We start from the raw sequence: 12,507 nt of genomic DNA on the forward strand, positions 1-12,507 counted from the left end.
CAGGAGGGGATGACGGGCGTCGGGGAGCGCGGCGGCCGGGGCCCGGGGGCGGGCCGGCCGTTGCTGCTCGGGGTGCGTCACCACGGGCCGGGGTCGGCGCGGGCGGTCCGGGCGGCGCTGGACGCCGCCCGGCCCCGGACCGTGCTGGTCGAGGGGCCGCCCGAGGCCGACGCGCTGATCCCGCTCGCCGCCGACGAGGACATGCGGCCGCCGGTCGCGCTGCTCGCCCACGCCGTCGACGAGCCCGGCCGGTCGGCCTTCTGGCCGATGGCCGAGTTCTCGCCGGAATGGGTGGCCCTCCGCTGGGCCCTGGAGCACGGCGTCCCCGCCCGCTTCATCGACCTCCCGGCCACCCACACGCTGGCCTGGGACAAGGCGGGCCCGGGACCCCAAGGACCGCACGAGGCGCCGAAAAGGACACCGGGCTACGGGCCGAAGGAGGAACCGCAGGAGGAACCGAAGGAGGGGGAGGCAGAGGCCGACGACAAGAGTGGAAGCGAGAGCGGAAGCGGGGATGACGTGCCCGGGGAGGGGATGCGGGGGGATCCTCTCGGGCGGCTCGCCGCGGTCGCCGGGTACGACGATCCCGAGCGATGGTGGGAGGACGTCGTCGAGCACCGGTCCGCGGGGGCGAAGGATCCGTTCGCGCCGTTCGCCGCGGTCGAGGAGGCCATGGGGGCGCTGAGGGAGGCGTGCGCCACCGAAGCAGCGCAGGGCGGCGACGGCCGGGACCTCGTGCGGGAGGCGTACATGCGCCTCCAAGTGCGAGCCGCGCAGAAGGAGTTCGGGTCGGACGCGGTGGCCGTGGTGTGCGGGGCGTGGCATGTCCCCGCGCTGCGCCGGAAGGTCGCCGTCGCCGCCGACCGCGCGCTGCTCAAGGGGCTGCCCAAGGTCAGGGCCGACCTGACCTGGGTGCCGTGGACCCACCGCAGGCTGGCCCGGGCCGGGGGATACGGGGCGGGTATCGACTCGCCGGGCTGGTACGCCCACCTCTTCGGCGCGCAGGACCGGCCGGTCGAGCGCTGGCTGACGAAGGTGGCGGTCCTGCTGCGCGCGGAGGACCGGATGGTGTCCTCGGCGCATGTCATCGAGGCGGTCCGGCTGGCCGAGACGCTCGCGGCGCTGCGCGGCCGGCCGCTGCCGGGGCTGAGCGAGACCACCGACGCCGTGCGCGCGGTGCTCTGCGAAGGCTCGGACGTCCCGTTGGCGCTGGTGCGCGACCGGCTGGTGGTCGGGGACGTCCTGGGGGAGGTGCCGGCCGGGGCGCCCGCCGTGCCGCTGCAGCGGGACCTCGACCGGCTGCAGCGTCGGCTGCGGCTCAAACCGGAGGCGGCCGTACGCGAGCTGGCGCTCGATCTGCGCAAGGACAACGACGCCGAGCGCAGCAGGCTCCTGCACCGGCTGCGGCTGCTGCGTGTCGAGTGGGGCGCTCCGGCTGCCTCGCCCGGCAGCACGGGAACGTTCCGGGAGGCGTGGCGGCTGCGGTGGGAGCCGGAGCTGTCGGTGCGGACCGCCGAGGCCGGGGTATGGGGAACGACCGTGCTCGCCGCGGCCACCGCCAAGGCGGAGGCGGACGCCGTCGCCGCGCGGGGCCTCGCCGAGGTGACCGGGCTCGCCGAGCGCTGTCTGCTGGCCGGGCTGCCGGACGCCCTCCCGGCGGTGATGCGGGTCCTCGCCGACCGGGCGGCCCTCGACACGGACGTCGGCCACCTCGCCCAGGCCCTGCCCGCGCTGGTGCGTTCGCTCCGCTACGGCGATGTGCGCGGCACCGACACGGGCGCGCTGGCGGAGGTCGCCGCGGGCCTCGCCGAACGGGTCTTCGTAGGTCTCCCCCCGGCCTGCGCCTCGCTCGACGCGGCCGCGGCGGAGGAGATGCGGCGCCATGTGGACGCGGTGCACGGAGCGGTCGGGATGCTGGAGGAGACGGGGACGGCGTCGGCGATGACCCCGGAGCGGGCCGGGACCGTGGCCGGAGCAGCGGCCGGGGCGGCGGAGAGCTGCTCCGAAGCCGTGGAGACGGACGGGGGCGGCTGGGAACCGCCGGGTGCTTCGACGGAGGGCGATCGGGGTGCCGGTGGTGAGCCCCGTCCGGGGCGCGGCGGTCTGCGGGAGCGCTGGCGGAAGGTGCTGCGGGTGCTCACCGGGCGGGACACCGTGCCCGGCGTGATCCGGGGACGGGCCGGGCGGCTGCTCCTGGACGAGGGGGAGTTGGACCAGGAGGAGGCGGCGCGGCTCATGGGGCTCGCCCTGTCACCGGGCACACCGCCGGCGGACGCGGCCGCGTGGATCGAGGGTTTCGTCGGAGGCGGCTCCGGGGGCGGGCTGCTCCTCATGCACGACGAGCGGCTGCTGGGGCTGGTCGACGGCTGGCTCACGTCGGTGCCGGCGGAGGCGTTCACGGACGTACTGCCGTTGCTGCGGCGGACGTTCTCGGCGTACGAACCGGGGGTGCGCAGAACGCTCGGCGAGCTGGTCCGGCGCGGCCCGGGGAAGCGGGGCGGCGGACCGGTCGCGGACTCCACGAAACCCGGATTCGCGGCCGGGCTCGACGAGGGCCGCGCGGATGCCGTCCTGCCGGTGGTGAGGCTGCTGTTGGGCCTGGACCTGGACCTGGGCCTGGGCCCCGAACCGAGCCCCGGGTCTGAGCGGGGACCGGGTGCACCGGGACCGGTGGCAGGCGGAGTCCCGGGCCCCGGTGAACCAGGACCGGGGCCCGAACCGAGGCCGGGATCGGAAGGAGGACCGGGATCCGGTGAACCAGGACCGGGACCGGGGCCTGAACCCGGCCGGGAGGCCGGGCGCGGGTCGGTCGACGGCGACAACGAGTGTGCGGGGGTGGGTACATGACGGCGACCGACGCGGTGGACGAGGCCGGGCGGGAGCGGCTGCGGCGCTGGCGGCTGGTGCTCGGGGGCGACACGGCCGACGGCACCGGCCACGGGCTCTCCGGGCGGGACGCCGCCATGGACGGGGCGCTCACGGCGCTCTACGGGAAGGAGAGCGTGGCGCGGACGGGGCGGGACCGTTCGGCGGGGCTCGGGGCCTCGGCGCCGTCGGTGGCCCGCTGGCTCGGGGACATCCGCACGTACTTCCCCACCTCCGTCGTACAGGTCATGCAGCGCGACGCCATCGACCGGCTGGGCCTGTCCACGCTGCTGCTGGAACCGGAGATGCTGGAGGCGGTGGAGGCCGACGTGCACCTGGTGGGCACGCTGCTCTCGCTGAACAAGGCGATGCCGGAGACCACGAAGGAGACGGCACGGGCCGTGGTCCGCAAAGTCGTCGACGACCTGGAGAAGCGGCTCGCCACCCGCACCCGTGCCGCCCTCGCCGGCGCCCTCGACCGGGGCACGCGCGTCCGTCGCCCGCGCCATCACGACATCGACTGGAACCGCACGATCGCCGTCAACCTCAAGCACTACCTGCCCGAGTACGGGACGGTCGTGCCGGAGCGGCTCGTCGGGTACGGGCGGGCGTCGCGGTCCGTGCAGAAGGAGGTGATCCTCTGCATCGACCAGTCGGGATCGATGGCGTCGTCGGTCGTGTACGCCTCGGTCTTCGGGGCGGTACTGGCGTCGATGCGGTCGATCAGCACCCGGCTCGTCGTCTTCGACACGGCGGTCGCCGATCTCACCGAGCTGCTCGACGACCCGGTGGACGTCCTGTTCGGCACCCGGCTCGGCGGCGGTACGGACATCAACCGGGCGCTCGCGTACTGCCAGGCGCAGATCACCCGGCCCGCCGAGACGGTGGTCGTGCTCATCAGCGACCTGTACGAGGGAGGCATACGGCAGGAGATGCTCAAGCGCGTCGCTGCGATGAAGGCGTCCGGCGTGCAGTTCGTCGCGTTGCTCGCGCTGTCGGACGAGGGGGCGCCCGCCTACGACCGGGAGCACGCGGCGGCTCTCGCGGCGCTCGGCGCACCGGCGTTCGCCTGTACACCCGATCTGTTCCCGGACGTCATGGCGGCCGCGATCGAGAGGCGTCCGCTGCCCGTGCCGGACACCGCCTGACGTCACGTCGGACACCCATGCGAGGATCGGGGACACGTCGTCGCCGCACGGGAGGAACGTCCCCCCTTGACCTGGCCCACCCCCCTGCCTGGTGCCGCTCTGCGAACCCTGCGCGTCCTGCGTGGCGCGGCCGGGCGGCGTGTGGTGGAACTGGCGCTGCTGGTCGGCGGGTTGTTCGCGCTCGGGTTTCTCTGCGGGGAGCAGGCGCACGCGGCGGAGCACCTGGCCGCACCGGCCCTGACCGCGCCTGCGGAGGCCGCACCGGCCCTGTCCGCGCCCGTATCGGCCCTGTCCGTGCCGGTCTTGTCCGGACCTGCGCGGTCCGTGGCGACAGGGTCCGCACCGGCCGCGGTGACCGATCAGGTCGAGCGCCTCGCCTCCGGTCCTGGGCGGGTGGTCGATGACGTCGTGGTGGCGGCCGCCGTGGGCGGCAGGGGGGAGCAGCTCCCGGCGCAGGTGGCGCCGCTCGTGTCGTCGTTCGCCTCGCCGTCTGCCTCGCCGTCGCCCGCCTCGTCGTCGCCCGCCTCGTCGTCGCCGACGCCGCTGACCGTGCCGGACCTCCCCGAGCTTTCCGACGTTCCCGCCGTTGCTGACATCCCCGAGGCGGCAGGACTTCCGCAGCTCGCCGACGTTTCCGGCCTGCCCGCCCTCCCGGGCCTCCCCGCTCTTCCCGACCTTTCGACCCTCCCCGACCTTTCGACCCTCCCCGTCCTCCCGGAAGTGCCTGCCCTCCCCGCCCTCCCGGAACTGCCCGCTCTTCCGGCTCTCCCCGCTCTGCCCGGTCTCCCGGCACTGCCGTCGGTTCCGGTGCGGACGCTTCCGGTGCCGGTCGTGGAGGTTCCCGCGCAGGGGCCTGGGGCGAGCCCGGGGCCGGACGGAGAGGGGACCACCGTGCCCGGCGGTCTGGGGACCGCCGGCGCGGTGACGGCGACCGTGACGGCCGCGGACCCGGCGGCGCAGACGGCTGCGGCTGTGGAGAAGGCGTCGTACGGCCCGGTGAGCACCGGCGTCGGCGGTTCGGTCGACGTCGGTCACCGCCTGGCGTCCGCCCGAGCCGGTCATGTTCCCGTGCCCGCGCCTGCCCAAGGTCCCGGGCCCGTGCGGCGCGGGCCCGCCGGCGATCACGACGGCGTGCTGGGCGGCGGTACGTCGGTGCTCGACGGTGGCGCGCCCCGGCACGGCGACACGCATGCCGTCACACCGTGCCCCCGGGTGCCGTTGCGACCGGCCCCCGGCGGCGCCGCGCGCTCCGAGGCGGCCGGCACCCGGGACGCGCACCGCAGCATCCCCGTCTTCCCCGGCTAGGGCACCGCCCCCCGAGGGCCTCCCCGAGCCCCCGGACCCGCCCGCGGGCCTCTCAGGCCCGCCCCACGCCCCCTCCCGCCCCCAGCGGCCCCGGACCCTGAGCCCCGAGCCCGGACCCTGAGCCCCGAGCTCCCGAGCCGCGGCTTCAGGGCCGGATCTCAGAGCCGGACCCGGGGCCCGGGCCGTGGCCGGGGCGGCTGCTGGGACCGGGCCGGGGCCGGGGCTCCGCGCACAGCGCGCGCAACCATGTACCCCGGCAGCGCGTCACGCGTCTGACCGGTTGACTCCGTGAGGCGGCAGGCCCCCGGACGGCCGAAAGCCACCGGTTCGTCCGACCGAAACCTCACGGACGGGGTCGAGTGGTCCTCATTGGGGTGAGGATCGACCGACCTGAGCCCTCAAGGGGCTGTTCAGGGGGCCTCACCGGGTCAACCCCAACCCGGTGAGGCCCTTCCCGTCTCCTCCCGATCTCCTCACACCCGGCACCGGGTGCCAGTGATCCCGGCATCATGTGACAGGTATCACCGCTCAGGTGTGACCCTCGATTTAGGGGCCTCCTGCAAGCAGCGATAACCTGCGAGACGGACATGCCGCGCGCTCGGACACCGTGTGCGCCTCCCTTGTGACTGACAGACGGCGGACGTCACGTTGCCCTCGCGGCACGCCCACGCAGACAACGAACCGCGAGATCACTGATAGGGACGGAAGCGCGTGGACCTGTTCGAGTACCAGGCGAGGGACCTCTTCGCCAAGCACGATGTACCGGTGCTGGCCGGTGAAGTCATCGACACGCCTGAGGCGGCCCGCGCAGCCACCGAGCGTCTCGGTGGCAAGTCCGTCGTCAAGGCCCAGGTGAAGGTCGGCGGGCGTGGCAAGGCCGGCGGCGTGAAGCTCGCCGCCAGCGCCGACGAGGCCGTGGAGCACGCGACCAACATCCTCGGCATGGACATCAAGGGCCACACGGTCCACAAGGTGATGATCGCCGAGACGGCCCCGGAGATCCTGGAGGAGTACTACGTCTCCTTCCTCCTCGACCGTGCCAACCGCACCTTCCTCTCCATCGCGTCCGTCGAGGGCGGCATGGAGATCGAGGAGGTGGCGGAGACCCGCCCCGAGGCCGTCGCCAAGACGCCGATCGACGCCAACGAGGGTGTGACCCCCGCGAAGGCCCGTGAGATCGTCGAGGCGGCGAACTTCCCGGCCGAGGTCGCCGACAAGGTGGCCGACGTCCTCGTGACGCTGTGGAAGACCTTCATCGAGGAGGACGCCCTCCTCGTCGAGGTCAACCCGCTGGCGAAGGTCGCCTCCGGCGACGTCATCGCCCTCGACGGCAAGGTCTCGCTGGACGAGAACGCCGAGTTCCGTCAGCCGGGACACGAGGAGTTCGTCGACCACGCGTCGGCCAACCCGCTCGAGGCCGCTGCCAAGGCGAAGAACCTCAACTACGTCAAGCTCGACGGCGAGGTCGGCATCATCGGCAACGGCGCGGGTCTCGTCATGAGCACCCTGGACGTCGTGGCGTACGCCGGTGAGGCGCACGGTGGGGTCAAGCCCGCCAACTTCCTCGACATCGGTGGCGGCGCCTCCGCCGCCGTCATGGCGAACGGCCTGGAGATCATCCTCGGCGACCCGGACGTCAAGTCCGTCTTCGTCAACGTCTTCGGTGGCATCACCGCCTGTGACGAGGTCGCCAACGGCATCGTCCAGGCGCTCCAGCTGCTGGCGGACAAGGGTGAGGAAGTCACCAAGCCGCTGGTCGTGCGCCTCGACGGCAACAACGCCGAGCTGGGTCGCAAGATCCTCTCCGACGCCAACCACCCGCTGGTCCAGCGCGTGGACACCATGGACGGCGCGGCCGACAAGGCCGCCGAGCTCGCGGCTGCGAAGTAAGGGAAGAGGGACAGAACAGCCATGGCTATCTTCCTGAACAAGGACAGCAAGGTCATCGTCCAGGGCATGACCGGTGCCACGGGCATGAAGCACACCAAGCTCATGCTGGCGGACGGCACCAACATCGTCGGTGGCGTGAACCCCCGCAAGGCGGGCACTGCCGTCGACATCGACGGCACCGAGATCCCGGTCTTCGGCACGGTCGCCGAGGCGATGGAGAAGACGGGCGCCAACGTGTCCGTCCTCTTCGTGCCGCCGGCCTTCGCCAAGGCCGCCGTCGTCGAGGCGATCGACGCGGAGATCCCCCTCGCGGTCGTCATCACCGAGGGCATCGCCGTCCACGACTCGGCCGCGTTCTACGCCTACGCCGTGTCGCAGGGCAACAAGACCCGGATCATCGGCCCGAACTGCCCCGGTCTCATCACCCCGGGCCAGTCGAACGCCGGCATCATCCCGGGCGACATCACGAAGCCGGGCCGCATCGGTCTGGTCTCGAAGTCCGGCACGCTGACCTACCAGATGATGTACGAGCTGCGCGACATCGGCTTCTCGTCCGCCGTCGGCATCGGTGGCGACCCGATCATCGGCACGACGCACATCGACGCGCTCGCCGCGTTCGAGGCCGACCCCGACACCGACCTGATCGTCATGATCGGTGAGATCGGCGGCGACGCCGAGGAGCGGGCCGCGGCCTTCATCAAGGACAACGTGAAGAAGCCGGTCGTCGGCTACGTCGCGGGCTTCACCGCGCCCGAGGGCAAGACCATGGGCCACGCCGGCGCCATCGTCTCCGGTTCCTCCGGCACCGCCCAGGCGAAGAAGGAGGCCCTCGAGGCCGCCGGCGTCAAGGTCGGCAAGACGCCGACCGAGACGGCGAAGCTGGCCCGCGAGATCCTCGCGGCCGGCTGAGTCCACGCCGAGTGCCGGTGGGCCCGTTCCTCTTCCGAGGAGCGGTCCCACCGGCGTTTCGCGGGCCGTGAGGGCCAAGTCCGGCTCATTCGGCCAGCGGGGTCAGCCGCTGCGGGCCGTGCTGGATCCCGGACCTCAGCTTGGCGCGCAGGTCCCGTTCCGCGTCCGAGAGCGTGCCGGGGGCCGACCGCGGGGGGATGCCCTGCACCGTCTCGCCGGGGGGCACCGCGGGCTCGTACCGGGTGGGGGCCGTGCGGACGGTCAGCGCCGTCGCGCCGATGATCGCGACCGTGAAGGCGATCGCCGCCCTGGTCCAGAAGCGGGCCCGGTGCTCGCTGCCCGCCCGCACGGCCGTCGGCTCGGGCGCGCGCAGCCGCTCGGCGGACGCCACCTCCGCGAGCCGCCGGTGCAGTGCCGCCGGGCTCGCCAGCTCGGGCAGCCGCGCGGCCACCGCCTCGCGGGCGTGCAGCAGCCGGTTAGCCGTCGCCGGGGTGCTCGCCTCCGTCTCCGCCGCCGTCTCCGGGAGGTCGAGGCCGACCCCGTCGTAGAGGAGGAGCGTGCGGCGGTAGGGCGTGGGGAGGGTCAGCAGGACGTCCAGCAGCACGCGGTCGGCGGCGTCGGCCGGGGGCGGCTCCGGGTGGCGGTAGCGCGGACGGAACCGGTGCCAGGGGGAGAGCGCGTACTCGTACGCCGTCGCCCGTACCCAGCCCGCCGGGTCGCGGTCCACGGCCACCTCGGGCCAGCGCTGCCAGGCCAGTTGGAACGCACGCTCGACCGATTCGCGCGCCAGTTCGCGACGGCCGCACAGCAGGTACGCCTGCCGTACGAGGGCGGGGGCGCAGAAGGCGTACAGGGCGTCGAAGGCCTGAGCGGGCGTCCGGGCGGTGGGCGTGGTCCCGGGGGACGGGACGGGGACCGCGGCCGTGACCGGGGTGGAAGGGGTGGGGGTGGGCGCCGGTCCCGCGCCGACGGGGTCCGGCTTCTTGTCCGGGCGCACCGTCACCTGGGGTGCGGGCGCTGCCTCCTGGGTGTTCGTCACCATGTCCGCCTTGGTCAGCGATGCCAGCAGTTTCGCGTACGCCTCCCGCCTGCGGCCGCGCGGTGTCGTGCGGCCGGACTCCCACGCGCGCACCGTCTCCCGGGCGACGCCCACCCGTTCGGCGACCTGAGCCTGCGTCAGCGAGGCCGCCTCGCGCAGGCGTCGGCGCAGTTCGGGAGGGGGGAGTGGGGCAGGGCTCTGCGTCACAGGGGAACCCTTCGCACGAAAATGTACATAAACGTATATTGAGCGACACAACGGAACTTCGCCTGTTACGACGGGAAAGCGCGTGTCGTTGGGAGCATGACGGGCGTGACCCAGATGACCGCTCGCCGACTGTCGTTGTCGCCCCTGCTCGGCCGGATGCGTGACCGATCTTCCGGGCTGGCCGCCGGCCTCCTGGGCGGTGCGCTCGCGGCCGGGCTCGGACTCGGTTCGTTCGCCGTGCTCGTGATGGTGCTGTGGATCAGCTCGCCGTATCCCGACAGCGGGCCGGACGGCGCGCTGCATGTCGCCGCCGCGTTGTGGCTGCTGGCCCACGGCGCGGAACTGGTGCGCGTCGACACGCTGTCCGGCGTCCCGGCGCCGGTCGGCGTCACCCCGCTGCTGCTGCTCGTGCTCCCGGTGTGGCTGGTGCGGCGCGCCGCGCGGGACGCGGTGGACGGGGGCGACGACGAGGACGGGGTACCCGTGAGCGCCCGTACGGCGTGGGCGGGCGTCGTGCTCGGCTATCTCGCCGTCGGGGCGGGCGCCGCCTGCTACGCGGCCACCGGTGACGCGCTGCGGCCCTCGTGGGCGTGGACGGCGGTGGGCGTGCCGGCGGTCGCCGCGGCGGCCGCCGCGGCGGGGGTCTGGTCGGCCTGCGGCCGCCCTCGCGAAGCTGTCGACAGCGCACTGCTGATGCTGCCCCGCGGTCTGCGGCGGCTGCTGCTCGCGGCGGACGGGCCGGAGCGGCTCGGGGTCGCGGGGCGGGCGGCGGGGGCCGGGGCCGCGGTGCTCTTCGGGGGCGGGGCGGCGCTGGTGGCGGTGTCCTCAATGTGGCACCTGGGCGCGGCCCGTGAGGCGTTCCTCCAGCTGACGGAGGGCTGGTCGGGGCGGTTCGCGGTGCTGCTGCTGTGCGTCGCGCTGGTTCCGAACGCGGCGGTCTGGGGGGCGGCGTACGCCCTCGGTCCGGGGTACGCCCTCGGCGCCGGACATGTGGTGGCGCCGTTGTCCGCCGACCCGGCGCCTCTGCTGCCGCGGTTCCCGCTGCTGGCGGCGGTGCCGGAGGCGGGGGCCGGGACGCCGTGGAACTGGGCGGTGGGAGCGGTGCCGCTGGTCGCCGGAGTGGTGGTGGGGGTGTTCGTGGCGCGTGGGGCGGGGGCCGGGGGAGCCTGGTCGCGCGGCCGGACCGCCGGGGGTGTGGTGCTGGCGGGAGTGTGGTGCGGGGTGCTGATGGGAGGGCTCGCGGGGATGGCCGGTGGGCCGCTCGGGGTCTCCGCGCTGGCTCGGTTCGGGCCGGTGTGGTGGCAGGTGGGGGGTGCGGTGACGTTGTGGACCGTGGGGGTGGGGGTGCCGGTAGCGCTGGTGGTGCGGTGGTGGCGCTGCTGGGGGGAGAGGGCGGGGAAGACGTCTGCCGCCGTCGGCTCGGCGGGAGCGTCCGAGCTGTACGACTTCTCACCGGTGGAGCCCGGCGGCGGGGCGGCGCGCGGCGGAACCGCCTCGGCCGCCGAAGCGGTCGGCCCGTCCGTCCCGCCGCTGCCTGCCGTGCCCGCTCCGCCCGGCGTGCTCGGCCTGCCCGGGGTGCTCGGTCTGACCGGGGTGCCGCCCGTGCCCGCTGTGCCTCCCGTGCCGGATCTCGCGCCCGAGCCGGTCGAGCCGGTGGATCCCTTCGCCCCTCTGGACGCCTTTGCCCCCCTGAGCCCCTTCGACCGTCTGAAGCCCCTCGCCCCGCTCGACTCCTTCGGGCGTCCGCACCCCTTCGACGCGGCGACCTCGATGGACCCGGTGACCCCGATGGACCGGGTGACCCCGATCAACCCGGGGGACCCGATCGACTCGGAGGATCCCCGCGGTGCCTGGGGCTCGATCGGCTCCTGGGATCCCGTCGATGCCCGGGACCCCGCCGACCGGCCCGGGGGCCGTGCGGGTTCCCCGGACGCCGGGGATCCGGAGGGTGACGTGGAGCCGGTGTGGCACGGGGACGGGGCGCGCGAGGCGCGGTGGGCGGCGCTGCGGGAGGCCGGCGACGACGAGGGCGTGGAAGGTCCCCCGGGGAGCGAGGGCGGTGGGACGGGGCGCTGACCGGCGAGGGGGTGGCGCCTCCGCCCTACTGTTCCTGTCCTCCCGCTCCCGGTCCGGTGCCCGGTCCGGCACCCCCGGGCCTTTTCCCGGGCCGGGTGGCGTCTCGTCCTCGGTGGCCGGACGGGCTACGCCCTCCCGTCGCTCACGCGTTGGCGCCCAGGATGTTCTTCAGCTCCTTGGGGAGCAGGTCGCTGCAGGACTGTTCGGCCTCGGTGGTGAGCGCGTCCTTCGTGCAGGTGTAGTAGTCGCTGTAGACCAGCTGCGCGGTGAAGCTCGCGGCGACCAGGGCCAGGGCCAGGGACGCGGTCACCAGGCCGCTCACGGCGGCGGTCTTCTGGGGGCGGCCGGTGGTCTCGGGTGCCGGCGGGGCGTCGGGGTCGGGCGTGCGGGGCTTGGCGCGCAGGGCGCTGATTCCCCAGTTCAGGGCCAGCGCGCCGAGCAGCAGCGCCACGTACGGCCAGCCGAAGAGCGCGAAGAAGAAGGCCCACATCCCGCAGAGCAGGGCGTAGCGCGCGTGGCGCTGGGCGGGGTCGGTGGGGTCCCAGCGCTTGGCGGGGTCGGTGCCGGGGCCGCCGCCCTCGGGGGCGCCGCCGGGGCGCTCGCCGAAGCCGCCGGGGGAGCGGCCGGGCTGCTGGTCGCTCCACTGGCCGCCCCACGGGGTGCGCCCCTCCTCGGGGCCCCCGCCCGCCGGACGCCGGGGCTGCCAGGGGCGGTCCGGGGTGCCCTCGGGGGGCGGGGCGAAGGGGTTGTCGTCCTCGGGGGGCGGGGTGTCGCCCGAGGGGGTGTCGGGGGGAGAGGTTGGGCGCTCTCGCAGCAGCACGGCGCCGCGCTCCCCTCCCTGCCGTGACTGCGGGGGGAGCGTGAGGAGTCGCAGACTGCGGTCCGGCATCAAGTGGGCGTCTTCCCCTAGTGATCGGCTAGTGATCGGATTTGGCTGGTAATGAACGGTCTTGGGCTGGTAGTGCCTGGCTGGGCCGTCACTTGCAGAACGCACCACGTCGCCATCACGTTCCCGAGCCCGCTCGCCCCAGACGCTACCTTCCGGCCACGCCCCCGTCCCGTGGGGGC

Annotated in this window: 7 protein-coding genes and 1 pseudogene; 6 read left to right on the forward strand and 2 right to left on the reverse strand. The window is 74.4% G+C overall.

Annotated features, from left to right (window positions below):
* Window positions 1–9 precede the first annotated feature (9 nt).
* From J2X68_RS11000 to sucD, 5 genes and pseudogenes are all read left to right on the forward strand, one after another.
* Window positions 10–2,604, forward strand: a pseudogene (locus tag J2X68_RS11000) (DUF5682 family protein); the annotation flags it as partial.
* Window positions 2,605–2,843: 239 nt separating this feature from the next.
* Window positions 2,844–4,013, forward strand: a complete 1,170-nt coding sequence (locus J2X68_RS11005; RefSeq protein ID WP_310432272.1) for a VWA domain-containing protein — start codon at window positions 2,844–2,846, stop codon at window positions 4,011–4,013.
* A 66-nt stretch (window positions 4,014–4,079) separates the two neighbouring features.
* Window positions 4,080–5,318, forward strand: coding sequence for a hypothetical protein (locus J2X68_RS11010; RefSeq protein WP_310432273.1), 1,239 nt, complete (start codon window positions 4,080–4,082; stop codon window positions 5,316–5,318).
* Between the two features lie 711 nt (window positions 5,319–6,029).
* On the forward strand, window positions 6,030–7,208 hold the full coding sequence (gene sucC, locus J2X68_RS11015; protein WP_062640466.1) for an ADP-forming succinate--CoA ligase subunit beta: 1,179 nt from the start codon (window positions 6,030–6,032) through the stop codon (window positions 7,206–7,208).
* 21 nt (window positions 7,209–7,229) lie between these two features.
* A complete protein-coding gene (gene sucD, locus J2X68_RS11020) occupies window positions 7,230–8,117 on the forward strand; it encodes a succinate--CoA ligase subunit alpha (RefSeq protein WP_310432274.1) in 888 nt (295 codons plus the stop codon).
* An 85-nt stretch (window positions 8,118–8,202) separates the two neighbouring features.
* Here the strand turns inward: sucD and J2X68_RS11025 are convergent, their stop codons facing one another.
* Entirely contained in the window at window positions 8,203–9,363 is a 1,161-nt protein-coding gene (locus J2X68_RS11025) for a helix-turn-helix domain-containing protein (RefSeq protein ID WP_310432275.1), read from the reverse strand.
* A 96-nt stretch (window positions 9,364–9,459) separates the two neighbouring features.
* On the opposite strand from J2X68_RS11025, the gene J2X68_RS11030 reads away from it, so the two are divergent.
* Entirely contained in the window at window positions 9,460–11,439 is a 1,980-nt protein-coding gene (locus J2X68_RS11030) for a DUF6350 family protein (protein WP_310432276.1), read from the forward strand.
* A gap of 142 nt (window positions 11,440–11,581) precedes the next feature.
* On the opposite strand, the gene J2X68_RS11035 is transcribed toward J2X68_RS11030, so the two are convergent.
* A complete protein-coding gene (locus J2X68_RS11035; protein ID WP_310432277.1) occupies window positions 11,582–12,328 on the reverse strand; it encodes a hypothetical protein in 747 nt (248 codons plus the stop codon).
* Between the last annotated feature and the right edge of the window lie 179 nt (window positions 12,329–12,507).

The organism is Streptomyces sp. 3330 (assembly GCF_031456635.1).
GTDB lineage: Bacteria > Actinomycetota > Actinomycetes > Streptomycetales > Streptomycetaceae > Streptomyces.

Excerpts from the sequence above, each read along its gene's own strand:
- sucD (WP_310432274.1), top strand. The coding sequence starts at position 7,230 with ATGGCTATCTTCCTGAACAAGGACAGCAAGGTCATCGTCCAGGGCATG.
- J2X68_RS11030 (WP_310432276.1), top strand. The coding sequence starts at position 9,460 with ATGACGGGCGTGACCCAGATGACCGCTCGCCGACTGTCGTTGTCGCCC.
- J2X68_RS11005 (WP_310432272.1), top strand. The coding sequence starts at position 2,844 with ATGACGGCGACCGACGCGGTGGACGAGGCCGGGCGGGAGCGGCTGCGG.
- J2X68_RS11035 (WP_310432277.1), bottom strand. The coding sequence starts at position 12,328 with ATGCCGGACCGCAGTCTGCGACTCCTCACGCTCCCCCCGCAGTCACGG.